Source organism: Kitasatospora sp. GAS204B (assembly GCF_029892155.1).
GTDB lineage: Bacteria > Actinomycetota > Actinomycetes > Streptomycetales > Streptomycetaceae > Kitasatospora.
The window spans coordinates 101,534-124,589 of sequence record NZ_JARZAG010000024.1 but is presented as its reverse complement, the minus strand read 5'-3'; the positions used below and the strand labels follow the sequence as shown (position 1 = coordinate 124,589).

The following is a 23,056-nucleotide window of genomic DNA, read 5'->3' as shown; positions in this document are numbered from 1 at the left end:
CCGCCCCCGCCTACGGGGGCCCCGCCGCCGGGTGTTCTTCGCCCGCCACGGGGGGGGGGGCGGCGCGCGCCGCCCCCCCCCCCCTCTTCTCAGCTCGTCAGGCCGTCAGTTCCCGTCCAGGCCGAGCCCCGGGAGCAGCCCGGGGATCAGCGGGGGCAGGTTGAGCCCCTGCTCGGTCGCCGGGGTGCCGGCGCTCTGGCCGGGCGCGCCCGAGGCGGATCCCGGAGCGGGAGTGCTGCCCGGGGTCGGGGCGGCCGCCGGGTTGCCCGCAGGAGCCGACGGCGCGGCGGGGGTGCCACCGGAGCCGGTCAGCGGACCGGTCAGCCCGTTCACCAGACCGCTCACCGGGTTGCCGCCGCCGAGCGGACCGGCCGGCGCGCCACCGGACTTGGTGCCGCTCCCCGCCGCCGCACCGCCCGTCGAGGGCTGCCCGCTGCCCGCCTGGCCACCGCTGGGGTCCTGGCCGGCCGACGTTCCGCCACCCGTGTTCGGGGCGCCGGAGGCGGGCAGGCTGGCGCCCGACCGCCCGCCGGTGACGGGGGAGCCCGAGGCGTCGCGGGTCGCCGGGCCGCTGTGGCCGGGATCGAGGTGCAGCGGTGAGACCTCCTGGTTCAGATCGCCGAAGAGCTGGTCCACCTGACCGGCCACCGGCGTCAACTGCGCCGGCAGCTTGGGCTGCAGGGCGTTCCAGTGGCCGTCCTGGGCTTCGGCGAAGTCGGCCAGCTTGCGCATCGGGGCGAGCGAGCCGTTCGCCTGGTACACCGCGCGCAGCAGGTCGCGGCCCTTGGCGGCCTCGGCGTGCATGTCCCGCAGCGCGGAGTTGAGCCGCTGCACCGTGCTCTGGCTGAGACCGTCGGGCCCGCCGCCCTGGCCGACCAGCGAACGGGCCTCGGCCAACCGGGCGGAGGCCTGGTCGAGCAGCAGCGCGCCGCGCTCGGCGTCCGAGCCCGCCATGTCCAGACGCAGGCCCTCCAGGCCGCGCTTCATGCCGTACAGCGGGTCCCCGGGCAGTGCGCCCGAGCTCGCGGCCGAAACGCCCGCGAAGCTGCCGACGGTGACCCCGGCGACCAGACCGGTGATCGCGAACCGCCGTCCCCAGCGGCGCCGTTGGCCGACCCGCTCGGCGCGGTGGCGCCGTCGGCGCTCCCGGCCGGGGGATAGTGCAGCCAGCCCGCCTGCGGCGTGCTGCTCGAACGCGGCCAGCAGCGTGGCTCGTTGGACGGTTCTGACCTCTGCGTCCATGGCGGGCGCGGCGATGGCGGTCAACGCCTCCGCCGTGTCGAGGAGTTGCCCCAGGACCGCTCTGTTCGCCGGTTGTCCCGTCCGGTGGGCCTCCAGCGCCTCGGCGAAGGCCTTCGCCCGCCGGTGCTCCAGCACGTTTGCCGTCACGGGCCACACCTCCCTTCGTCGTTGTCGACTCCCGGGCCTGCCGGACGGTTGCCGCGGCGGGCCAAATCCACTCCTTCGGGTGACTGTTCGCGGCTTGGCTTGACCACGGCTCCCGAGGGGGTTTGCACGCTGGGAAACGAGCGGTGCGGGCGGTCGGTTACGCACGACTGATCATGTGACCGCATTCTCACCCGGACGTGTGGGAACGGCCTGGTGGGTGACTTGCCGTCAACTACCCTCAGAGAAGTTCAGCTGGGTTCACCGCGGGCAGGCGGGCCGGATCACCGGGCGTCCGGCGGCAGCAGTCGGGCCAGCGTGCGGACGGCCCGGTACTGCAGGGTCTTGATCGCGCCCTCGTTCTTGCCCATGATCCGCGCGGTCTCGGCGACCGAGAGGCCTTGCAGGAAGCGGAGCGTGACGCACTCCTGCTGCTGCGGGTTGAGCCGGCGGACCGCGTCCAGCAGGGCGGCGTTGGAGAGCGACTCCAGGACCGAGTCCTCGGGGCTGCGCTCGCACTCGTTGGAGTCGAGCATCTCCCCGGTGGTCACCTCCAGCCGGAACCGGCTGGACTTGAAGTGGTCGGCGACCAGGTTGCGCGCGATGGTCACCAGCCAGGCCCCGAAGTCCCGCCCCTGCCAGGTGAAGGTGCCGATCCGGCGCAGCGCGCGCAGGAAGGTCTCACTGGTCAGGTCCTCGGCGGTGGCCCGGCTGCCGACCCGGTAGTAGATGTACCGGTACACCGTGTCGCAGTAGTGGTCGTAGAGCCGGCCGAAGGCCTCGCTCTCGCCGGCCTGGGCCCGCTCGACCAGCTCCATGATCGGGTTCTGCTCGGTCTCGGTGCCCTGGTGCGGCAGCGTCCCGGTGCGGCCGCGCAGGCCGGTGCCACGGCTACGGGTGCCGGCGGCGGTGGAGCGCAGCGCAAGACCGGGGCCGTGGGCCGGGGTCGGCACGAACGCACCGCCGGCCAGCACCGGTTCGGCGCCGAGGAGTTCGGGCAGCACGGCCAGCTGGGCACGCAGCAGGGAGCGCAGCAGGCGCAGGTTGCGCTCGGCCGCACGGGGCAGGGTCCTGGTGACGGGGGGCGACGGGCGGGAGGGAGCAGGCGCGTCGTTCCGGACGGGTGGGTACACGGGACTCCCAGAGGCAGAACTGTGGACGGATCACCTCCGCCTGCGCGGAGAGCACGCCCACCCCAGGCGTCACCCCGTCCGGGGGACACCTGGGGTGGGCGTGCATCCCAGAGAGAATAACGCTTTGTGCAATGACAGCTACACCCTGTGGTGGAAGTGGTCGTTTCGGATCCACTTCACGTGGTATGTGAGCTGAAACCGACCGAACAGGGCGTCGAACCGCACGCTGCTGGTGTGCATATGACGGCGGAGTGTGACCGATTACGAGGTCGGACGGGCGGGTTCCCCGTCGTTGCGGCTGCCAATCCCAGACTTTCCGGGCCGTTCGAACGATCAGAACCGGTCAGTTGCCGCAACACGCCGACGGCACCGCAAAGTCCGCTGGTGACAGCGCGCCTGACGGCGTTTCGGGAGTGTCGCGGGCGATCCGCCCAGGGCCTGTCGCGCTCAGCGCCGCTTGCGGCGCAACGCGATCGCCGCCACCGTGGCGCCGGTTGCCGCCCCGAGCAGCACCGCGGCGGGCACGCCGATCCGGACCGCCTTGCGGCCGGTGCGGAAGTCCTGCACCCGCCAGCCGTGCGCCCGGGCGTACTTGCGCAGCCGGCCGTCGGGGTTGACCACGAAGGGGTGCCCGACCAGCGAGAGCATCGGGATGTCGTTGGCCGAGTCGCTGTACGCGGCGCACCGGCCGAGGTCCAACTGCTCGCGCCGGGCCAGCGCCCGCACCGCCGCCGCCTTGGCCGGGCCGTGCAGCATCTCGCCGACCAGCCGCCCGGTGTAGCGGCCGTCCACCGCCTCGGCCACGGTGCCGAGCGCGCCGGTCATGCCGAGCCGGCGGGCGATCACCCGGGCCACCTCCTGCGGGGCCGCGGTCACCAGCCAGACCCGCTGGCCGGCGTCCAGGTGCATCTGGACCAGCGCCCGGGTGCCCGGCCAGACCTTGGCGGCGACGATCTCCTCGAAGATCTCCTCGCAGATCGCCTCCAGGTCGGCGGTCCGCTTGCCGGCCACCAGCGAGAGCGCGGTGTGCTGGGCGTCGGCGATGTGACCGGGGTCCTCGGCGCCGTGCAGCCGGAACCAGGCCTGCTGCCAGGCGAACTTGGCCACGTCGCGCCGGGTGAAGAAGTTGCGCCGGTACAGCCCCACACCGAGGTAGAAGACCGCCGCGCCCTGCAGGATCGTGTTGTCGCAGTCGAAGAAGGCGGCGCCCTGCGGGTGGTCCACCGGCGGTCCGGCGGGCTCCTGTTCGGCGGTGGCCGGCAGCGGCGCGGCCTCGCGCAGCGCCTGCTCGGCGGCGTCGGCGGCGGCCTCGCCCGCGAGGGCGGCCCGCTCGGAGGGGGAACGCCTTGCCTTGGTGAGCCTTCGAAGCGCGGCCATGGCACCGAGCATAGTCAGCCATCATGACGGTGGAGGCGCCGGGCGGTGACGCGCAGGCGTCGCACAATGGGTCGGTGACTCCACTCCTGCGCCGTGCCAAGAACCCCGCCGACCGGACCGTGACGCTGATCGGCAAGCCCGACTGCCACCTCTGCGAGCAGGCCAGGGAGGTGATCGCGCGGGTCACCGCCGAACTGGGGGCCGGTTTCGAGGAGCGCGACATCACCCAGGACCAGGAGCTCTACCGCAAGTACTGGGAGCAGATCCCGGTCACCCTGGTGGACGGCCGCCAGCACGACTTCTGGCGGGTCGACGAGACCCGGCTGCGCGCCGCGCTCACCCGCTGACGGGCGACTCGGCACCGTTTCGGTTCGAACTTCTGGTCGGACGCGCCCCGGTGGGCGACGATGGTGCCGCCGGGGCGGCGTGCGGCGTGATGCGCGTCACTGTGGCGGGACAAAACGGACACCATCTTTGTGCACACGTTCACAAACGCATAACCTGGCAGCCAAAGCCCAGCTTCACCCACAGGAGCACCGTGGCAATCGGCCGATCAACCCCCAAATCCTCGCCCCCCAGCACTGCCGACGGAGGCTCCATGCGCCGCACCCCTGTGGGACGTCAGACCCGTGCCCGTGGCATCCCCGAGGCCACCGTGGCCCGCCTGCCGCTCTACCTGCGCGCGTTGACCGCGCTCTCCGAGCGCTCGGTGCCCACCGTCTCCTCGGAGGAGCTGGCCGCCGCGGCCGGGGTCAACTCGGCCAAGCTGCGCAAGGACTTCTCCTACCTCGGTTCCTACGGAACCCGGGGCGTCGGCTACGACGTCGAGTACCTCGTGTACCAGATCTCCCGTGAGCTGGGTCTCACCCAGGACTGGCCGGTCGTGATCGTCGGGATCGGGAACCTGGGGCACGCGCTGGCCAACTACGGAGGCTTCGCCTCCCGCGGATTCAGGGTGGCGGCCCTGCTGGACGCCGACCCGGCCGTGGTCGGCAGCAGCGCGGCGGGCCTCCCGGTGCGGCACATGGACGAACTGGAGTCCATCGTGGAGAGCCAGCAGGTCTCCATCGGTGTGATCACCACGCCGCCGGGCGCCGCCCAGCAGGTCTGCGACCGGCTGGTCGAGGCGGGCGTCACCAGCATCCTGAACTTCGCGCCGACCGTGCTGACCGTGCCGGACGGCGTGGACGTGCGCAAGGTGGACCTCTCGATAGAGCTGCAGATCCTGGCCTTCCACGAGCAGCGCAAGGCCGGCGAGGAGCCGGAGGACGAGCGCGAGGAGGAGCCGGCCCCCAGCCGCGCCGCCAACCCGGTGCGCGCCGCCGCGGCCAAGCTGCGCCGCGCGGCCGGCGGCAGCGCCAAGCCCGAGGCCAAGCCGGAGAAGACCGACAAGGCCCAGAAGTCGGCGGCGGGCAACGATCACGAGCGGCCCGCGGTGATGCCCGCATGAGTCTGCTCGTCGTCGGGCTGAGTCACCGCACCGCCCCCGTCACCGTCCTCGAGCGCGCCGCGCTGACCGGGGACGTCCCGACCCGCCTGCTGCACGACGCGGCCGCGACGGCCACCGTCTCGGAAGCGGCGCTGCTCAACACCTGCAACCGGATCGAGCTCTACGCGGACGTGGACAAGTTCCACGCGGGCGTGGCCGAGCTCTCGCTGCTGCTCGCCCAGCACAGCGGGGTGGACCTGGAGGAGCTCACCGCGCACCTCTACGTCCACTACGAGGACCGCGCCGTGCACCACCTCTTCTCGGTGGCCTGCGGGCTGGAGTCGATGGTGGTCGGCGAGGGCCAGATCCTCGGCCAGCTGCGCGACGCGCTGGCCCGCTCCCAGGAGGAGCACACCGCCGGTCGCGGCCTCAACGAGCTGTTCCAGCAGGCCCTGCGGGTCGGCAAGCGGGCGCACAGCGAGACCGGGATCGACAAGGCGGGCCAGTCGCTGGTCACCTTCGGTCTCGACCAGGTCGCCGCGGGCGCCGGTGAGATCGCCGGCAAGCGGGCGCTGGTGGTCGGCGCGGGCTCGATGAGCTCGCTGGCCGCCGCCACCCTGGCCCGGGCCGGGGTCGGCGACCTGGTGATCGCCAACCGCACCGCCGAGCGCGCCGAGCGGCTGGCCGCCACGCTGGGTGCCCGGACCGTGGACTTCGCCAAGGTGCCGCAGGCGCTGGCCGACGCGGACCTGGTGATCTCCTGCACCGGCTCGGCCGGCGTGGTGATCCAGGCCGCCGATGTGGCCGCCGCCGTCGCGGTGCGCGAGGCCGGCCGCCAGGGGCCGCTGGCCTTCCTCGACCTGGCGATGCCGCGCGATGTGGACCACGCGGTCCACGAGCTGCCCGGCGCGCTGCTGATCGACCTGGAGTCGCTCTCCCAGGTCGACGCCGCGCTGCCCGGCGCCGGCGACGTGGCCGCCGTCACCGACATCGTCGCCGACGAGGTGGCCGCCTTCGGCGCCGCCCAGCGCGCCGCGCGGATCGCACCCACCGTGGTGGCGCTGCGCGCGATGGCCTCCGAGGTGGTCGGCGCCGAGCTGGCCCGCCTCGAGTCCCGACTGCCCGACCTGGACGAACGCTCGCGCGCCGAGGTGGCGCAGACCGTCCGCCGGGTGGTCGACAAGCTGCTGCACGCACCGACGGTGCGGGTCAAGCAGCTGGCCGCCGAGCCGGGCGGCGCCTCCTACGCGGAGGCGCTGCGCGAGCTGTTCGACCTCGACCCGGGCGCGGTGCACGCCGTGTCCGGTACGCCGCTGGGTCCGCAGGCGCAGCCCAGCAGCGGTAGTCTCGCGGGCGGAGCGGCCCGATGACCCATCTTCTCGACCACCAGCACGACCGGGATGATCACGCTATGAATGGTCAACTGAGCACGCAGCAGGGCCAGTTGGACGCCGAAACGATACCGCTGCGGCTCGGCACCCGGCGCAGTGCGCTGGCCGTGGCCCAGTCCGGGATGGTCGCCCGCGAGGTCAGCCGGCGCACCGGCCGCGCGGTCGAACTGGTGGAGATCACCACCTACGGTGACACCTCCCGCGAGCAGCTCGCCCAGATCGGCGGCACCGGAGTCTTCGTCTCCGCGCTGCGCGACGCGCTGCTCGAGGGCCGGATCGACTTCGCCGTCCACTCGCTCAAGGACCTGCCGACCGCCGACCCCGAGGGCCTGACGCTGGCCGCCGTGCCCGAGCGCGAGGACGTCCGGGACGCCCTGGTGGCCCGCGAGGGGCTCGGCCTTGAGGCGCTGGTCGAGAAGTGCGCCGAGCGGCCCGCCCGGATCGGCACCGGCTCCCCGCGCCGGATGGCCCAGCTGAACGCCTGGGCCGCCGCCCAGGGCGTCGAGCTCGAGACGGTGCCGATCCGCGGCAACGTCGACACCCGGATCGGCTTCGTCGCCGGCGGCGAGCTGGACGCCGTGGTGCTCGCCACCGCCGGCCTCAACCGGCTGGGCCGGTCCGCCGAGATCAGCCAGCACCTGGAGCCCGAGCTGATGCTGCCGGCCCCCGGCCAGGGCGCCCTGGCGATCGAGTGCCGCTCGGACGCCCCCGACCTGGTCGCCGCCCTCGGCGCGCTCGACCACCCCGCCACCCGCGCCGCCGTCGTCGCGGAGCGCGCCCTGCTGGCCGCGCTGGAAGCCGGCTGCTCCGCCCCGGTGGCCGCGCTGGCCACGCTGAGCAGCGAGAACCACCTGCGGCTGGAGGGCGTCGTCGGTACGGTCGACGGCGCCACCCTGCTGACGATGTCCACCACTGGCCCGCTCGCGTTCGACGAGACGGCCGAACGGCAGGCGCGGGCCCTGGGCCACGCGCTGGCCGCCCGGCTGCTCGACGGCGGGGCGGCCGGTCTGATGGGGGAGCGAGTCTGATGAGCCCCACCAACACCGCCGACCGCTCCGGACGCTGCACCTTCCTCGGTGCCGGGCCCGGCGACCCCGGTCTGCTCACGCTGCGCGCGGTCGAGGTGCTGGCCTCGGCCGACCTGCTGATCGCCGATCCGCTGACCGCCGGCGCCGTGCGCAGCCACTGTCCCGAGAGCGTCCACCTGCACGCGCCGGGTGCGGTGGACGGCGAGAGCGCCGAGTTCGACGCCGCCGCGCTGACCCGGCTGATCGTGGACGCGGTCGCGGCCGGCAAGCACGTGGTCCGCACCGTCGACGGCGACCCGGGCCTGGACGGCCGGGCGGCCGAGGAGATGCTGCTCTGCGCCAAGGCCGGCACCGCCTTCGAGGTGATCCCGGGCGTCGCCCAGTCGGTCGGCGTCCCCGCCTACGCCGGCGTCCCGCTGCGCGGCAGCAACGGCGCCGACGTGCGCTTCGTGGACGGCTCCGCACTGCTGGCCGGTGCGGTGCTGGACCTCGGCGCCCCCGAGACCACCCTGGTGGTGCGCACCACCCTCGGCCAGCTGCCGGCCACCGCCAACGCGCTGGTCAGCAACGGCCGCAAGCCGGACGCCGCGCTCTGCGCGACGCTCTCGGGCACCACCACCCGCCAGCGCACCTTCACCTCCACCCTCGCCACCATCGCGGCCGACCTGAAGGCGGCCCGGGTGCTGCCCTCACCGGTCTCCGCCCCGGTCGACCCGGCCACCTCGGTGATAGCCGTGGTCGGCGAGCAGGTCGCGCACCGCGACTCGCACTCCTGGTTCGAGACCAAGCCGCTGTTCGGCTGGAACGTCCTGGTGCCGCGGACCAAGGAGCAGGCCACCGGCCTGTCCGAGCAGCTGCGCTCCTACGGCGCGGTGCCGCAGGAGGTGCCGACCATCGCGGTCGAGCCGCCGCGCACCCCGCAGCAGATGGAGCGGGCGATCAAGGGCCTGGTCACAGGCCGCTACGAGTGGATCGCCTTCACCTCGGTCAACGCGGTGCGCGCGGTGCGCGAGAAGTTCGAGGAGTACGGGCTGGACGCCCGGGCCTTCGCCGGGATCAAGGTCGCGGCGGTCGGCGAGACCACCGCCAAGGCGCTGGTGGACTTCGGCGTCAAGCCCGACCTGGTGCCCAGCGGCGAGCAGTCCGCCGCCGGCCTGCTGGAGGACTGGCCGCCGTTCGACCCGGTCTTCGACCCGATCGACCGGGTGCTGCTGCCGCGCGCCGACATCGCCACCGAGACCCTGGTGGCCGGCCTGGTCGAGCTCGGCTGGGAGGTGGACGACGTGACGGCCTACCGGACCGTGCGCGCCTCGCCGCCGCCGGCCGAGACCCGCGAGGCGATCAAGGGCGGCGGCTTCGACGCGGTGCTCTTCACCTCGTCCTCGACCGTGCGCAACCTGGTCGGCATCGCCGGCAAGCCGCACAACGTCACGATCATCGCCTGCATCGGCCCCGCCACCGCCAAGACCGCCGAGGAGCACGGCCTGCGGGTCGACGTGATGGCGCCGGCGCCGTCGGCCTCCGCGCTGGCCCAGGCCCTGGCAGAGTTCGGTGCGGGCCGTCGGGACGCCGCGACCTCGGCCGGCGAGCCGGTCTACCGGCCCAGCGAGCGCCGCCCCGGCTCCCGTCGCAAGGCGCGCTGACCACTGGAGGAGTCTTGTCCTACCCTGCCATCCGCCCCCGCCGGCTGCGCACCACCCCGGCGGTGCGCCGGCTGGTCGCGGAGACCCGGCTGCACCCGGCCGAGTTCATCCTGCCGGCCTTCGTCCGCGAGGGCATCGACCAGCCGGTGCCGGTGAGTTCGATGCCGGGCGTGGTCCAGCACACCCGCGACACGCTGCGCAAGGCGGCGGTGGAGGCGGCCGAGGCCGGGATCGGCGGCATCATGCTCTTCGGCGTGCCGCAGACCAAGGACGCGCTGGGCTCGGCGGGCACCGACCCGGACGGCATCCTGCAGCAGGCGATCCGCGACGTGGTCGCCGAGGTCGGTGACCAGCTGGTGGTGATGTCCGACCTGTGCCTGGACGAGTTCACCGACCACGGCCACTGCGGGGTGCTGGCCGCCGACGGCTCGGTGGACAACGACGCGACCCTGGAGCGCTACGCCGAGATGGCCGTGGTGCAGGCCGAGGCCGGGGTCCACATGGTCGGCCCGTCCGGCATGATGGACGGTCAGGTCGGCGTGGTCCGGCGGGCGTTGGACGCGGCGGGTCACCAGGACGTCGCCGTGCTCGCCTACACCGCGAAGTACGCCTCGGCCCTCTACGGCCCGTTCCGGGAGGCGGTCAGCTCCTCGCTGAAGGGCGACCGCAAGACCTACCAGCAGGACCTGGCCAACTCCCGTGAGGCGCTGCGCGAGTTGGAGCTCGACCTGGCGGAGGGGGCCGACCTGGTGATGGTCAAGCCGGCCATGCCCTGCCTGGACATCCTGCGCCAGGTGGCCGACCGCTCGCCGGTGCCGGTGGCGGCCTACCAGATCTCCGGTGAGTACTCGATGGTCGAGGCCGCCGCAGCGAACGGCTGGATCGACCGGGAGCGGACCATCCTGGAGAGCCTCACCTCGATCCGTCGGGCCGGGGCCGAGCAGATCCTGACCTACTGGGCCGTCGAGGCGGCCCGGATGCTGTAGCAGCAGATGACTGAGGGGGCGTCAGCACCGGCTGACGCCCCCTCAGTCATGTCCGGCTCAGTGGTGGTGCATGCCGTCGATCTCGACCCCACCGGCACCCTCGCCGCCGGTGGCCGTGTCGGTGGCCCAGCCGGCGCCCGAGGAAGCGGTGTGCACGTGGCTGGTGCCCGCGACGTGGTCGTGGAAGCCGGCCACGAAGACGGGGTGCGCGGTGGCCACGCCGCCGCCGTCACCGCCCTCGTAGACATGGGCGTAGGCGGGAGCGGCGATGCCGGCGATCATCAGCGCGCCGGCCGCGACGGCGGCGGCCCTGCCCAGCATTCTCTGCATGAGGTGGGTCCTCTCTTCGGTCCTGGACGATCTGTCACTCGAAACGTCTGTCGTTCAAACAACGGCGGGGCCTGGGAAGTTGTGCTCCACAGGCCCCGCAGGTCGTGCTCTGGAGGGTCAGGTACTGCTCTGGAGGGTCAGGTACCGCTGGGCCTTTCGAAGCGGACCGGCCGGGGCCGACCGGTCCGCCCGTGCAGGGGGCTTGATCAGCCGATCAGGTGCGACAGCGGGGCGTCGCCGTTGGACTGGGTGGTCTGGCCCACGTTGCAGATCTGGTGCTGCTGCTGGTTGAGGACCGGCACGTCGACCTGGACCGGCACGAGGCCGACCTGGACGTGGTGCACCTCGGGCAGGCAGATGTTCGGGTTGTCCAGGGTGTGGAAGTTCGGGCTGTGGTCGCCGTGGGTGCCCGTGGCGTTGGTGCCACCGTTGCCCTGGACCGAGGCGGCGGAGCCGTCCGCGTCGCCGATCGCCATCGAGGGGGCGGCGGACATCGCGATGGCGGCGGTGGCCAGGCCGGCGGTGGCGAGGACCTTCTTCAGCATGGGGTGCTCTCTCTTGCTACTGGGTTGGGACTGCAGACGGGTGGAACGGGTGAAACGGGTGGAGCGGATGGAACGGGGGCGAGCCGAGGGCTCGTCAGCCGATCAGGTGCGAGGCGGCGCCGTCGCCGTTCGTCTGGGTCGGCTGGCCGACGTTGCAGACCTGGTGCAGCTGCTGGTTGCCGACCGGGATGTCCGCCTGGACCGGCACGAGGCCGACCTGCACGTGGTGGATCTCCGGCAGGCAGATGTTCGGGTTGTCCAGGAAGTGGAAGTTCGGGCTGTGGTTGCCCCAGGTGCCGGTGTTGTTGGTGCCACCGTTGCCCTGCAGCGAAGCGCCGGAACCGTCCGCGTTGCCGATGGCCATCGCGGGCGTCACACCGGCGGCCATGGCGGCGGCCACCAGGCCGACGGAGGCCAGGGTCTTCTTGATCATGGGAATTCCTCTCTGGATTGCTGCGTCCGCTGCGTCTGGGTGCAATCCGTGCAACGAATTGACCTGGTCTGCTGGTCACCATGACTTGTGCGGCGTATTCAGGAATCGATCACATCCGGCAGTTCTCCGGCTGCGGAGCGATCGGGCGTCCGATCCGGCCGTTGTCGTGCTCGTCCTGCGGTGACACCGGTATCAAAGAACGGCGGGCAGGAAAGTTACGCGAGGCGTGCCGGGAAAAATTCGGTACGACCGGATGCCACAGCGTGTCGGTCTTATTAATACGCCGTTCCGGTTAATCCGTGCCCACTCCTGTGGTGCCGGGTCGTTGAAACGGATGACCCACTGCCTCAAGAGATCGGATCAGGGAAGACGATGAAGCTCTCCAAGCGGACCGGTGCACTGCTGCTGGCGGTTGGCGCCTCGGCGATCGCGGGCCAGGGGGTGGCGGCCGCGGCCGGCCCCCAGACGATGACGCCCGACCAGGTGGCCTCGCTGGAGAACGGGCTGGCGACCAAGACCGTGCCGCTCCGGGTCCCGCTGGAGACGGTCACCCAGCACGCGCCGATGCTCGGCGGCCTGGGCGGCGACGTGACCGGTGCGCTGCCCGCCTCGCCGGTGCTGCCCCCGGTGCCGACCGCGCAGGACAAGCACCAGCTGGTGCCGGACCGGGTGGTGCCGTCGCTCAACTTCAGCAAGGTCGGGCCGAGCCTGGACTCCAACGTGCCGGTGCCGGCGCTGGCCGACGGGGTGCGGCCCGGCAACCTGGACCTGACCGCGCCCGAGGCGCCGCTGAAGGCGGTCGGCCCGGCGGTGGGCCTCGGGCACCCGCTGGGCTTCGTGGAGGGCGCCGACGGCCAGCTGAAGGACGGCGCCCTGTCCACCGGCGACCTGGACCCGCGGATCGTGCCCGGCGCGGTCTCGGCGGTGCCTGGGGCCAAGGCCAGCCTCGGCGGTCCCGACCAGCACGCCCCGCTGACGAAGACCGCGCAGGACCTGCTCACCACCACCATGGCCACCACCGACGAGGCGCTGGGGAACAGCTCGCAGAGCTGAGGCGGGGCCGCCGGCCCGCGCTGCGCCGAGGCCCGGTGCGTTCACCCGCACCGGGCCTCGCGCTGTCCGCCTGCCGGCCTGACGGGTGCTCAGTGGCCCGGCACCGCGCCCATCAGCAGCTTCAGGACCGGCAGGTCCTTCGCCCCGCCGCCGTCGCTGAGCGCGCCGGTGACGGCCGAGGAACTGACCGGTCGCATGCCCGGGTTGTCGGGCTTGACGGCGACCGCGTTGTTCAACGGGTCGGCGCTGGACTGGGCGAACGGGTCCAGCCGCAGGTCCTTGACCGGCCCGGTGACGTAGCCGGTGGTGCTGCCCAGGGCGCCGATCGCAGGGGCGACGTCGGTCGGCTGCAACTGGGCGGTGGGTTCCTTGGCGGCGGCCGCGGCGGTGCCGGCGACGGCCGGGCTGAGCAGCAGCGCGGCCCCGAGCGCGGCCAGCGCGCCACTGGTGGTGGTGAGGCTCATGGGGGTCCTTCTCAGTCGAGAACCGGTCCGGTTCCGGGAAAGGCGTCGGCCCCCGGACGGGGAAGTCCGGGGGCCGACACTCACACGCGACTTCTTCTGCTCAGCAGTCGTCGTCGTGGTGGTGCTCGGGCTCGGCGTTGACGCAGGTGTTGCCGAACGCCGGGTTCAGCAGGCCGATCACGTTGACGCTGTTGCCGCAGAGGTTGACCGGGATGTGCACCGGCACCTGGATGGCGTTGCCGGAGCCGACGCCGGGGGAGTGGGCGGCGACACCCTCGGCACCCGCGCTGGCGTTGGCGGCACCCGCGGCACCGAGCACCAGGCCGGCGGCCGCGGTGGTCAGGATGGCGATCTTCTTGGTCTGCATGGAGGTCTCCTACTCAGCCGTGACTGGGGCTGTCAGCCGTTGTTGACGCAGGTGTTGCCGAACGCCGGGTTCAGCGCACCGATCACGTCGACGGTGTTGCCGCAGAGGTTGACCGGGACGTGCACCGGAACCTGGATCAGGTTGCCGGAGAGCACGCCGGGCGAACCGACCGCAGCACCCTCGGCACCCGAGCTGGCGGCAGCCAGGCCGGCGCCGCCGAGCAGCAGGCCAGCGGCGGCGGTGGTCAGGACGAGGGTCTTCGAGAGCTTGCGCATGGGTAATCCTCCGTTGATTTCTCGGGGCCGGTTCTGAACATCCCGGGGCACCCGGCGAAACAGGAATGGCGATCGGAAGGTTCCGGTCAACTGCCCGGAATCACTCCGCCGGGCGAAAGTCGGCCGAGCCGACCGAGCCCGCCGGATGGGTACTTCAGGCGGTACGTCAGACGTTGGCGCAGGTGTTGCCGAACGCCGGGTTCAGCAGGCCGATCACGTCGACGGTGTTGCCGCAGAGGTTGACCGGGATGTGCACGGGAACCTGGATCAGGTTGCCGGAGAGCACGCCGGGGGAGCCGGCCGCGACGCCCTCGGCACCAGCGTGGGCGGAGGCGATGGAGGCGCCACCGAGGATCAGGGCAGCGGCGGCGGCCGCGCCGAACGCGCTGTGGACGAGCTTGCGCATGACGGAATTCTCTTTCTGCCTACGGTTGCTGACGGTGTGAAGCGGCTTCCCGAGCTAGAACGACCGGCGGCACGGGCGGAAACGGGCACCCGGCGGGATCACCCGATCGCCTGGCGGCGCCAGGTGGCCGGGGGCGGGCCGGTGCCGGCCCGATGCGTACGAATGGGTGATTCGTGGCCGATGCCCACAACTGGTCGGCAAAGAGGTCGTTGCTGATCATGCACGCATCGTGCTCAGCAACAAGGAGACTCAATATGAGCGTCAAGAAGGCTGCCGCTGTCGGCGCCGCCGTGGTCGGCATCGTCGCCGCGGGTGCCGGGACCGCCCTGGCCAGCTCCGGCGCCGAGGGCGTCGCGGCCGGCTCCCCCGGTGTGCTCTCCGGCAACGCCATCCAGGTTCCGATCCACATCCCGGTCAACGCTTGCGGCAACAGCGTCGACGTGATCGGCCTGCTGAACCCGGCGTTCGGCAACACCTGCGTCAACGAGGGCTGATCACGCCCCGCGGAGCCGCCGTCCATCGCCTCTCCTCCTGGGGCGATCGGCGGCGGCTTCGGCATGCCTGGCGCCGCGTTGGCTGGACATCTTCGGCCCAGCGGGACGTGAGGATGACTCAAGTTTCGCTGTCACGAGCCTTGTTGCACTACTTGTCAGTACCTACGATGTGAACCCGCTCACCGCACCACTCCGCACCCCCCACCTAGGAGTCATGCGTGATCAGGAGACTCACCGCAGGTCCGCCCACCGCCCTGCTGGCCGTGGCCGCACTGGTCGCCACCCTCGGCCTGGCCGCCGGCGCCCCACCGGCGCACGCCGCCGCCGCGAGCCCGCGAGCCGCCCTGCCGGGCGCGATCGTCTCGCTCGGCGACAGCGCGATATCCGGCGAGGGCGCCGGGACCGACACCAACGACGGCTACTTCCCCGGCACCGACGGGCCGACGAACTACTGTCACCGCCACTCCCAGTCGGTGATCTTCGACACCGGCCTGTCCGGCCTCACCCCTGTCGACCTGGCCTGCTCCGGCGCCCAGACCGGCGACCTGACCAGCGACCCGACCCTGGCGAAGATCACCGGCGGCGGCTTCGGCGACTTCGGCGAGCCCAAGCAGGACGTCCAACTCGCCCAGACCGCGGCCAAGTACGACGTCAAGATGGTCGTCGTCACGATCGGCGCCAACGACGACTTCGACTTCAGCGGGATCATGGAGAGCTGCCTCGCTCAGTACTTCCCGATCCCCAAGTCCCAGGGCTGCCGGGACACCATCGGCAACGCCACGATCACCCAGCGGGCCGCCAAGATCATCCCCAAGGTGACCGCCGCGATCACCGACATCCGCCAGACCATGCGGGCCGCCGGCTACGCGGACGGCTCCTACCAGCTGGTCTACCAGTCGTACTACACGCCGATCACCCCCGACATCCGCAGCAACGACCCCGCGACCAAGCTGGCCCAGGGCTGCCCCGCGTTCCCCGAGGACCTCGCCTGGGGCCACAACTGGGTGGTGCCGACCTTCGACGACGCGCTGCGGCAGGCCGCCGAGGCCGTCCCCGGCGTGCGCTTCCTGGACCAGCGCCGGGTCTCCTACGGCCACGAGGTCTGCGCCGAGTGGACCAGCTCGCCGTACGAGTACACCAACGGCGACGTGATCGACCTCTCCGAGAACACCCGCAACGGCTGCGACTACTCGATCGGCATCCTCTCGCTCTGCGAGAACGAGATCCGGCAGTCGTACCACCCGCGGGTCGCCGGCTACCACGGCGAGGGGACCTGCCTCGGCGAGTTCTACAACGCGCCCGGCCAGCAGGAGGCGTACTGCACCCTCGACCAGGCCGACGGCACCACGATCATGCCGCTGACGGCCCATCAGCCCTTCGGTGACGTGCCGGAGGACGGCGCCTGGTACCAGCTGACCAACGCGGCCACCGGTCAGGTGCTCGACCTCTCCGGCGGCGGCACCTACGGTGACAGCACCAACGGCCGACCCGCCATCAACTATCCGGCGGACGGCAGCCTCAACCAGTCCTTCGTGCTGGAGGCCAAGTCCGGCGGCAGCTACGAGATGGACTTCACCGGCAACCGCGCCATGTGCCTGGACGCCACCGGCGCCGTCACCACCGCCGGCACCCAGCTTGAGCAGTGGAGCTGCAACGGCGGCGCCAACCAGCACTGGATCTTCGAGCCGGACGGCAACGGGCACTACAAGCTCGCCGACTCGCAGAGCACCGGCATGGTCGCCACCGCCGGCGCGGCCCACGACGCCCAGGGCAACCCGCTCGTCGAGCTGGCCGCCGACACCGGTGCGCCGGCCCAGCTCTGGCAGCTCACCAAGCTCGGGATCGTGTACCTGCACGGCTGATCAGTTCCCTTGCGCCGGTGGGAAGTCGGCTCGGCCGACTTCCCACCGGCGTCTGCGTGCTGTCCCGGATCACCGCACCGCCTCGACTTCCTCCTCTATGGATGACCTGTTCGAATTTGATTGACACGGTGATTGACAGTCTGAAAGATGGTCAGTCGAATGAGGGGTGTCGGCAGCGGGTGGCTAGCCGCCTGTCGGGCCGGCACCGGCGGCACCGCCGGGTCGCGAGCACGCGCCGCGGCCTGATGTCGCCCAGGGCGATCTGGAGCAGGGGGGACCATGTCATCCGTGCGAGCGCGGTGGAGCCGTGTGCCGAGCGGCTTGATCGACATCTCCGGAGCGCCGGCCGGCCGCCCGGTGATCCCGCACGGTCGTGGCCGCCCGCGAAGCCGCCGGACAGCTTACTGAAGAACTGACAAAGAGTCAGCAGGCAGGCCCGGGTGGACCGCCTGCGCGGCGCTGCCCGCCGGGCCGCTCCTCCTCGCGCTCGGCCGGGCCTTGGTCCGCCATGCGCCGAGCCCCGGCGCCGGCCGCCACCCTCCCCCCAGCCTCCGGCCGGCAGCGGGCCCACCCATCGACTGACGTCCCGTCAGCAGAGCGCCACGACCAGTCTCAGTAAGCGAAGGAGGGAACCTTGAACAGCACCCAGTTCAGCCCGCGAATACAGGACACCCACCTGGGCAGGAGCCTGCCCGACCTGCTCACCGAGCGGGCAGCGGTACAGCCCGACGCCATCGCGGTCAGCTTCGACGACCAGGACCTCTCGTACCAAGGGCTGGAGCAGGCCAGCAGACGGCTCGCCTGCTACCTCCACCGGCAGGGCGTCGGAGCCGACGACTGCGTGGGCCTGTACGTCGAACCGTCCCTGGACCTGATGGTCGGCGCGTGGGGCATCCTGCACGCGGGAGCCGCCTACCTGCCGCTCTCCCCGGAGTACCCGGAGGAGCGGCTGCGCTACATGCTCGAGGACAGCCGCACCCGGGTCGTCGTCACCCACGACCACCTGGTCTCCCGGCTCACCGAACTCGCCCCCCAGGGTACCCGGATCGTCACCCTGGCCGACTCGCACACCTGCGTCGAGGGCGGCTGTGACGAGGTGAGCCAGGAGTCGGTGAAGCCGGACGCGCTGGCCTACGTCATCTACACCTCGGGCAGCACGGGCCGGCCCAAGGGCGTGATGATCGAGCACCGCAGCATCATGTCCCAGATGCGCTGGATGCAGGACTGCGGGCACCTGGGCGTCGGTACCACGGTGCTGCAGAAGACGCCGATGAGCTTCGACGCGGCGCAGTGGGAGATCCTCGCGCCCGCGCTGGGCGGGCGGGTCGTGATGGGCGCGCCCGGCATCTTCCGGGACCCGGAGGCGCTGATCCAGACGGTCATCAAGCACGACGTCACCACGCTGCAGTGCGTCCCCACCCTGCTGCAGGCGATGCTGGACACCGAGGAGTTCCGCCGCTGCGACACGCTCACCCGGGTCTTCTCCGGTGGTGAGGCGCTGTCGCGGCAGCTGGCCCGGGCCATCCTGGACGAGCTGCCGTGGGTGTCGCTGGTCAACCTCTACGGACCGACCGAGTGCACCATCAACGCGACCGCCCACCTGGTCGATCCCGAGGCGATCGAGCAGGGCCCCGGGAGCATCCCGATCGGCGTTCCGGTCGACAACACCCAGTGCTACATCCTCGACGAGAACCGCGCGCCGGTGGGCATCGGGGAGACCGGCGAGCTCTACATCGGCGGCGTCCAGCTGGCCCGCGGCTACATGCACCGCGAGGAGCAGACCTGCGAGCGGTTCGTTCCCTCGCCCTTCGTGCCGACCGACCGGCTGTACCGGACCGGCGACCTCGCGCAGTGGAACCCGGACGGCTCGATCCAGTTCGCCGGCCGGGTGGACAACCAGATCAAGCTGCGCGGCTACCGCGTGGAGCTGGACGAGATCGCGCTGGCGATCGAGGAGCACAGCTGGGCCAAGCGGGCGGCGGCGATCGTCGTCGACGACCCGCGCACCGGCTTCCAGAACCTGGTGGCGTGCATCGAGCTGAACCCCAAGGAAGCCGCGCTGATGGACCAGGGGAACGCCGGCGGCCACCACCAGTCCAAGGCGAGCAAGCTCCAGGTGAAGGCCCAGCTGTCCAACCCCGGCCTGCGCGAACCCGAGGAGCTGGCCGGCCTGCCCGTGGTGGAGCTGGCCGGCAAGCAGGAGTCCGAGCGGCAGCGGCGCGAGACCTTCGCCCGCAAGACCTACCGCTTCTACGACGGCGGCCAGGTCAGCCGCGCCGACCTGCTGGAACTGCTCGCCCCCCAGCCGGTGAGCAGCCTCTCGCGCGGCCTCGACGAGCTGATGTCCGCCGAACTCGGCGAGATCCTGCGCTGGTTCGGCCAGTTCCACAGCGAGGAACGGCTGCTGCCCAAGTACTCCTACGCCTCGCCCGGCGCGTTGTACGCCACGCAGCTGTACCTGGAGACCGGCGGCATCGCCGGCCTGGAGTCGGGGGTGTACTACTACCACCCGCTGGAGCACACCCTGGTGCGGATCGGCCCGGCCACGGCCGGCTCAGGCCGGTACCTGGAGGCCCACTTCGTTGGCAAGAAGCGGGCGATCGAGCCGGTCTACAAGAACAACATCCAGGAGGTGCTGGAGTTCGAGACCGGCCACATGCTGGGCGTCTTCGAGGAGATCCTGCCCGAGTACGGACTGAACATCCGTCCCTCCGCCTACCACCCGTCCGTCAAGAGCAGCCTCGGCGTCGCCGAGGAGGACTACTACCTGGGCACGTTCGAGATCTACTCCAACGACGGCGACCCGCGGCCCGACCCGACCGAGGTCTACCTGCAGGCCCACCCCGGCCGGGTGGACGGCCTGTCCGCCGGCCTGTACCGCTATGCCGACGGCGAGTTGGAGCCCATCTCGCCCGACCTGCTGCAGCCCAAGCACGTGATCGCGATCAACCAGCAGGTCTACGACCGGTCGAGCTTCGGCATCAGCGCCGTCAGCCGGACCGACCAGGACTGGCTCGCCTATATCGACCTGGGCCGCAAGCTGCACCAGCTGCAGCGCAACGGCATCGGACTGGGCTTCATGTCCTCGGGCTACAGCTCGAAGACCGGCCACCCGCTGCCCGCCGCGCGCCGGCTCGACGAGATCCTGGCCTCGCGCGGGATCGCCACCGGCCCGTCGTACTTCTTCCTCGGCGGCAAGGTCAGCGAGGAGCAGATCCGCAGCGAGGGCATGTACGAGGACACGGTCCACATGAAGGGCCCCGCGGAGATCATCAAGGACGAACTCGCCCAGCTCCTGCCCGACTACATGCTCCCCAACCGGGTGCTGGTGCTCGACGCGCTGCCGCTGACCGCCAACGGGAAGGTCGACGCCAAGGCGCTGGCCGCCTCCGAGCAGGTGCGTTCGGCGAACACCGGCGGCACCTTCGTCGCGCCCGCCACGGCGACCGAACGCTGGCTCGCCGAGGTCTGGGGGCATGCGCTCAAGTACGAGGACGTGTCGGTGGAGGACGAGTTCTTCGCCTCCGGCGGCAACTCGCTGATCGCCGTCGCCCTGGTCAACCGGATCAACCGGGAGCGGGGCACCCAACTGCCGCTCCAGGTGCTCTTCGAGGCACCGAAGCTGGTCGACCTGGCGGCCCGGATCGACAGCGGCGGCACCGAGGCGGCCTCCCGGCTGGTGCTGCTGCACAACGGCGGCGCCGACACCCCGGTGTTCTGCTGGCCGGGTCTGGGCGGCTACCCGATGAACCTGCGGCTGCTCGGCCGTGAGATCGGCCTGGACCGGCCCTTCTACGGTGTCCAGGCGCACGGCATCAACGCCCAGGAGGTCCCCTACTCGACCATCCGGGAGATGGCCGCCGCCGACGTGGCGGAGATCCGGCGGGTGCAGCACGACGGCCCGTACATGCTGTGGGGCTACTCCTTCGGCGCCCGGGTCGCGTTCGAGGCGGCCTGGCAGCTGGAGCAGTTGGGCGAGCGGGTCGAGGACCTGCTGCTGATCTGCCCCGGGAACCCGAAGGTCCGCCAGGCCGACGGCGCGCAGTACGGCCGCGAGTCCTCGTACCGCAACCCGGCCTACGTGACGATCCTGTTCTCCGTCTTCGCCGGCTCCATCAGCGGCCCCGACCTGCAGCGCTGCCTCGAGGTGACGCGCGACGAGGACAGCTTCGTGGCCTTCGTGCACGCCCTGCTGCCCAGCCTCGGCGAGCCGATGATCCGCCGGATCACCCGGATCGTCCAGGAGACCTACGAATTCGAGTACAGCTTCCGTGAATTGTCGCAGCGTCAGCTCGACGCACCGGTCACCATGTTCAAGGCGACCGGTGACGACTACTCGTTCATCGAGGGCAGCTCCGGCTACTCCGCCACCCCGCCGACCGTGGTGACCCTGAAGGGCGACCACTACAGCGTGCTGAAGGAGGCCGGCGTCGCCGAACTGGTGGCCGCGATCCGCGAACGCCTGGCTCGCTGACAGTTCCGCATCCCGAGGTTCCGGGGCGGCCCGCCACACGGCGGGCCCCCGGAACCTCCCGGCATTTCCCGACAACTCGACACTGCTCCCGAACGAAGGACCGTCACCATGCTCGACCTTCCCACCCGCCCCGGCCCGGCCCCGGAGGTCTTCGGCCCCGCCCCGCACGCCCAGCGCTCGCAGACGGCCCCCGTGATGCTGCAGGAGGAGCTGTGGCAGCGCATGCGCGCCCTCTCCTACGTCTACATGGCGCCCACCCTGGTCTCCGTCTCGCACTCCCGCTCGCTCTTCCTGCCCGAAGGCATCGGCACCGGCCCGCGGGCCGCCTTCCAGAAGGGCCGGGAGTGGGCCCACATCCATCCCCACCACGACGGCAGCCTCCACCTCACGCTGCCCGAGCCGGCCAAGGACGACGTGGAGAAGGCCGGTTGGGGCGTCCGCCACCCCGAGCAGAACGTGATCATGGTCTACGGACCGCGCAACCGCGGCGAACTGGAGCTCGTCTGGCAGCTGGTCCAGCTCTCCTACGCCTACGCCCTGGGCGACCTGGTCTGACCCGCGACACGGCGGTGGCCGGTGCGCCAGGCACCGGCCACCGCCCAACCATCGCCCAACTACCGCCCGGCACGCGGTCGGTGGACCGGAACTCGGCGATCACCAGGCGATCGCTGCTGCTGCCCGCGCCGCTTCTCGCGCCGTTTCTCGCGCCGCTTCTCCAGGACATCGCGGACCGCGACGGCGATCAGTACGGTGGTGATGGCCGCGGCGAGCGCCAGTGGGGGCAGCAGACGGCCGGCCGGTACCAGGAGCGCGAGGGCCAGGACCGCCGCGACGCGGGACCGGGGCACGCGGCCGAGCATCACCCGCCGGTCCAGGGCGTTGCCGATCAGGAACAGCGCGGGTCCGGCGGTGAGCACCACCGCGGTCGTCGTGGCGGTATGGCCGGTGGGGTGCGCGATCACCAACTCGTCGCCGACCGCGCAGGCGATGACACCGGCGACGGTCACCACGTGGATGTAGGTGGCCAGCATGCCGAGCAATCCGGCGTCACTGGCCGACTCGACCGCGGCGTCCGCCGCCTCGATGCCCAGGCCGAAGTAGATCCACCACAGCGTGACCGCGCAGATGAACGCGACCACGAAGGCGGCCGTCCTGCCCGTGTCGAAGGCCCCGGCGCCGAACGTCGCGCCGGTGACCAGGATCGACTCGCCCAGGGCGATGATCAGGAAGAGCCGGAAGCGCTCCACCAGGTGTTCGCCGGAGATCGTCCACGCATCGGTACGGCCGCGGCCGAGACCGGGGACCGGAAAGCCCACCAGCACGGACCCGTACTCCAGGGCAAGCGCCAAGGCCCACAGGCCGGTTCGCGCCCAACCCGCCACCAGGGCCCCGGCGGTCCAGGGCACCGCGCTGAGACAGAACCAGACGAGCGCCCGTTCGAACTCCCGCGACAGCGACTGACCGCGCAGCGAGATCACCACGAACAGATGCCGCCCCATCTGGATGGCCAGGTACGCGACGACGAAGACCAGCCCCCGCTCGCCGAACGCCTGGGGCAGCGCCGCCGACATCACCAGACTGGCCAGCATGATCGTGACGAGCACGAGGCGCACCGCGGGATGGTCCGGGTCAAGGAAGTTGGTGAACCACGCCGTGTAGTTCCAGGCCCACCACACGGCCAGGAGCAGCAGGAACAGCTGCCCCGCGGTGGCCCAACTCAGGTGTTGGAGCAGCCCGTGCGAGAGCTGGGTGACGGCGAACACGTAGACCAGGTCGAAGAACAGCTCCAGGAACGACACGCGCTGCGCGCCACTGCGGTCGCGCAACAGCGCGGGGCCCGAGGGCGGTGTTGGCGGCCCGTCAGCTCTCCGCGCTGTCCTGGTGACCGGGTCATCGGCTGACACCTGTTCCTCCCAACCAACGTCACCAAGGAAGCGGATCACGCCGTACGGGTAGATGATCGCATGAGCGGCACGGCGC

Annotated in this window: 22 protein-coding genes; 11 read left to right on the top strand and 11 right to left on the bottom strand. The window is 71.6% G+C overall.

The window, feature by feature from the left end; translation table 11 throughout:
* Positions 1 to 105: 105 nt before the first annotated feature.
* From P3T41_RS28235 to P3T41_RS28225, 3 genes are all read right to left on the bottom strand, one after another.
* Positions 106 to 1,389 carry a DUF5667 domain-containing protein gene (locus P3T41_RS28235; protein WP_280693348.1) on the bottom strand — a complete coding sequence of 428 codons (1,284 nt, stop codon included), beginning with the start codon at positions 1,387 to 1,389 and terminating at the stop codon, positions 106 to 108.
* A 281-nt stretch (positions 1,390 to 1,670) separates the two neighbouring features.
* Positions 1,671 to 2,390 carry an ECF subfamily RNA polymerase sigma factor, BldN family gene (locus P3T41_RS28230; RefSeq protein WP_280693359.1) on the bottom strand — a complete coding sequence of 240 codons (720 nt, stop codon included), beginning with the start codon at positions 2,388 to 2,390 and terminating at the stop codon, positions 1,671 to 1,673.
* Positions 2,391 to 2,966: 576 nt separating this feature from the next.
* A complete protein-coding gene (locus P3T41_RS28225) occupies positions 2,967 to 3,896 on the bottom strand; it encodes an HAD-IB family hydrolase (RefSeq protein WP_280693347.1) in 930 nt (309 codons plus the stop codon).
* 74 nt (positions 3,897 to 3,970) lie between these two features.
* On the opposite strand from P3T41_RS28225, the gene P3T41_RS28220 reads away from it, so the two are divergent.
* The 6 genes from P3T41_RS28220 (at position 3,971) to hemB (ending at position 10,373) form a co-directional block, all read left to right on the top strand.
* Positions 3,971 to 4,243, top strand: a complete 273-nt coding sequence (locus P3T41_RS28220) for a glutaredoxin family protein (RefSeq protein ID WP_280693346.1) — start codon at positions 3,971 to 3,973, stop codon at positions 4,241 to 4,243.
* A 251-nt stretch (positions 4,244 to 4,494) separates the two neighbouring features.
* Positions 4,495 to 5,346 (top strand): redox-sensing transcriptional repressor Rex, encoded by an 852-nt coding sequence (locus P3T41_RS28215; protein ID WP_280693345.1) that lies wholly within the window; start codon positions 4,495 to 4,497, stop codon positions 5,344 to 5,346.
* Positions 5,343 to 6,695: a glutamyl-tRNA reductase gene (locus tag P3T41_RS28210; RefSeq protein ID WP_280693344.1), complete on the top strand. Its 1,353-nt coding sequence runs from the start codon at positions 5,343 to 5,345 to the stop codon at positions 6,693 to 6,695. The genes P3T41_RS28215 and P3T41_RS28210 overlap by 4 nt, the downstream gene beginning before the upstream one ends.
* Positions 6,696 to 6,736: 41 nt before the next feature.
* Entirely contained in the window at positions 6,737 to 7,744 is a 1,008-nt protein-coding gene (gene hemC / locus P3T41_RS28205) for a hydroxymethylbilane synthase (RefSeq protein WP_280693343.1), read from the top strand.
* Entirely contained in the window at positions 7,744 to 9,387 is a 1,644-nt protein-coding gene (locus tag P3T41_RS28200) for a bifunctional uroporphyrinogen-III C-methyltransferase/uroporphyrinogen-III synthase (protein WP_280693342.1), read from the top strand. The genes hemC and P3T41_RS28200 overlap by 1 nt, the downstream gene beginning before the upstream one ends.
* Positions 9,384 to 10,373, top strand: a complete 990-nt coding sequence (gene hemB, locus P3T41_RS28195; RefSeq protein ID WP_280693358.1) for a porphobilinogen synthase — start codon at positions 9,384 to 9,386, stop codon at positions 10,371 to 10,373. The genes P3T41_RS28200 and hemB overlap by 4 nt, the downstream gene beginning before the upstream one ends.
* 57 nt (positions 10,374 to 10,430) lie before the next feature.
* On the opposite strand, the gene P3T41_RS28190 is transcribed toward hemB, so the two are convergent.
* The 3 genes from P3T41_RS28190 to P3T41_RS28180 all read right to left on the bottom strand — a co-directional run bounded on the left by P3T41_RS28190 (position 10,431) and on the right by P3T41_RS28180 (position 11,681).
* A complete protein-coding gene (locus tag P3T41_RS28190; protein WP_280693341.1) occupies positions 10,431 to 10,703 on the bottom strand; it encodes a hypothetical protein in 273 nt (90 codons plus the stop codon).
* Between the two features lie 206 nt (positions 10,704 to 10,909).
* Entirely contained in the window at positions 10,910 to 11,248 is a 339-nt protein-coding gene (locus P3T41_RS28185; RefSeq protein ID WP_280693340.1) for a rodlet layer protein, read from the bottom strand.
* Positions 11,249 to 11,342: 94 nt separating this feature from the next.
* Positions 11,343 to 11,681, bottom strand: coding sequence for a rodlet layer protein (locus P3T41_RS28180; RefSeq protein WP_280693339.1), 339 nt, complete (start codon positions 11,679 to 11,681; stop codon positions 11,343 to 11,345).
* A gap of 372 nt (positions 11,682 to 12,053) precedes the next feature.
* On the opposite strand from P3T41_RS28180, the gene P3T41_RS28175 reads away from it, so the two are divergent.
* The gene (locus tag P3T41_RS28175; protein ID WP_280693338.1) at positions 12,054 to 12,734 is read left to right on the top strand and encodes a hypothetical protein; all 681 of its coding nucleotides are present in this window, start codon (positions 12,054 to 12,056) and stop codon (positions 12,732 to 12,734) included.
* An 89-nt stretch (positions 12,735 to 12,823) separates the two neighbouring features.
* Here the strand turns inward: P3T41_RS28175 and P3T41_RS28170 are convergent, their stop codons facing one another.
* The 4 genes from P3T41_RS28170 to P3T41_RS28155 all read right to left on the bottom strand — a co-directional run bounded on the left by P3T41_RS28170 (position 12,824) and on the right by P3T41_RS28155 (position 14,246).
* Entirely contained in the window at positions 12,824 to 13,198 is a 375-nt protein-coding gene (locus P3T41_RS28170) for a hypothetical protein (protein WP_280693337.1), read from the bottom strand.
* A gap of 100 nt (positions 13,199 to 13,298) precedes the next feature.
* Complete coding sequence (locus tag P3T41_RS28165; protein WP_280693336.1) at positions 13,299 to 13,565, bottom strand: chaplin; 267 nt, start codon at positions 13,563 to 13,565, stop codon at positions 13,299 to 13,301.
* Positions 13,566 to 13,597: 32 nt separating this feature from the next.
* A complete protein-coding gene (locus P3T41_RS28160; RefSeq protein ID WP_280693335.1) occupies positions 13,598 to 13,840 on the bottom strand; it encodes a chaplin in 243 nt (80 codons plus the stop codon).
* Positions 13,841 to 14,006: 166 nt separating this feature from the next.
* A complete protein-coding gene (locus P3T41_RS28155) occupies positions 14,007 to 14,246 on the bottom strand; it encodes a chaplin (protein ID WP_280693334.1) in 240 nt (79 codons plus the stop codon).
* Positions 14,247 to 14,500: 254 nt separating this feature from the next.
* On the opposite strand from P3T41_RS28155, the gene P3T41_RS28150 reads away from it, so the two are divergent.
* The 4 genes from P3T41_RS28150 (at position 14,501) to P3T41_RS28135 (ending at position 21,631) form a co-directional block, all read left to right on the top strand.
* On the top strand, positions 14,501 to 14,740 hold the full coding sequence (locus tag P3T41_RS28150) for a chaplin (protein WP_280693333.1): 240 nt from the start codon (positions 14,501 to 14,503) through the stop codon (positions 14,738 to 14,740).
* A gap of 218 nt (positions 14,741 to 14,958) precedes the next feature.
* Positions 14,959 to 16,602 carry an RICIN domain-containing protein gene (locus tag P3T41_RS28145; RefSeq protein ID WP_280693332.1) on the top strand — a complete coding sequence of 548 codons (1,644 nt, stop codon included), beginning with the start codon at positions 14,959 to 14,961 and terminating at the stop codon, positions 16,600 to 16,602.
* Between the two features lie 634 nt (positions 16,603 to 17,236).
* Positions 17,237 to 21,076, top strand: coding sequence for an amino acid adenylation domain-containing protein (locus tag P3T41_RS28140; protein ID WP_280693331.1), 3,840 nt, complete (start codon positions 17,237 to 17,239; stop codon positions 21,074 to 21,076).
* Positions 21,077 to 21,184: 108 nt separating this feature from the next.
* On the top strand, positions 21,185 to 21,631 hold the full coding sequence (locus P3T41_RS28135; RefSeq protein ID WP_280693330.1) for a luciferase family protein: 447 nt from the start codon (positions 21,185 to 21,187) through the stop codon (positions 21,629 to 21,631).
* A 59-nt stretch (positions 21,632 to 21,690) separates the two neighbouring features.
* On the opposite strand, the gene P3T41_RS28130 is transcribed toward P3T41_RS28135, so the two are convergent.
* Positions 21,691 to 22,875: a low temperature requirement protein A gene (locus tag P3T41_RS28130; protein WP_280693329.1), complete on the bottom strand. Its 1,185-nt coding sequence runs from the start codon at positions 22,873 to 22,875 to the stop codon at positions 21,691 to 21,693.
* Positions 22,876 to 23,056: the final 181 nt, after the last annotated feature.

Coding starts and splice junctions, on each gene's coding strand:
- P3T41_RS28155 (WP_280693334.1), bottom strand. CDS start 14,246: ATGCGCAAGCTCGTCCACAGCGCGTTCGGCGCGGCCGCCGCCGCTGCC.
- P3T41_RS28210 (WP_280693344.1), top strand. CDS start 5,343: ATGAGTCTGCTCGTCGTCGGGCTGAGTCACCGCACCGCCCCCGTCACC.
- P3T41_RS28190 (WP_280693341.1), bottom strand. CDS start 10,703: ATGCAGAGAATGCTGGGCAGGGCCGCCGCCGTCGCGGCCGGCGCGCTG.
- P3T41_RS28170 (WP_280693337.1), bottom strand. CDS start 13,198: ATGAGCCTCACCACCACCAGTGGCGCGCTGGCCGCGCTCGGGGCCGCG.
- P3T41_RS28185 (WP_280693340.1), bottom strand. CDS start 11,248: ATGCTGAAGAAGGTCCTCGCCACCGCCGGCCTGGCCACCGCCGCCATC.
- P3T41_RS28200 (WP_280693342.1), top strand. CDS start 7,744: ATGAGCCCCACCAACACCGCCGACCGCTCCGGACGCTGCACCTTCCTC.
- P3T41_RS28175 (WP_280693338.1), top strand. CDS start 12,054: ATGAAGCTCTCCAAGCGGACCGGTGCACTGCTGCTGGCGGTTGGCGCC.
- P3T41_RS28225 (WP_280693347.1), bottom strand. CDS start 3,896: ATGGCCGCGCTTCGAAGGCTCACCAAGGCAAGGCGTTCCCCCTCCGAG.
- P3T41_RS28180 (WP_280693339.1), bottom strand. CDS start 11,681: ATGATCAAGAAGACCCTGGCCTCCGTCGGCCTGGTGGCCGCCGCCATG.
- P3T41_RS28215 (WP_280693345.1), top strand. CDS start 4,495: ATGCGCCGCACCCCTGTGGGACGTCAGACCCGTGCCCGTGGCATCCCC.
- P3T41_RS28135 (WP_280693330.1), top strand. CDS start 21,185: ATGCTCGACCTTCCCACCCGCCCCGGCCCGGCCCCGGAGGTCTTCGGC.
- P3T41_RS28165 (WP_280693336.1), bottom strand. CDS start 13,565: ATGCAGACCAAGAAGATCGCCATCCTGACCACCGCGGCCGCCGGCCTG.
- P3T41_RS28160 (WP_280693335.1), bottom strand. CDS start 13,840: ATGCGCAAGCTCTCGAAGACCCTCGTCCTGACCACCGCCGCCGCTGGC.
- P3T41_RS28150 (WP_280693333.1), top strand. CDS start 14,501: ATGAGCGTCAAGAAGGCTGCCGCTGTCGGCGCCGCCGTGGTCGGCATC.
- hemC (WP_280693343.1), top strand. CDS start 6,737: ATGAATGGTCAACTGAGCACGCAGCAGGGCCAGTTGGACGCCGAAACG.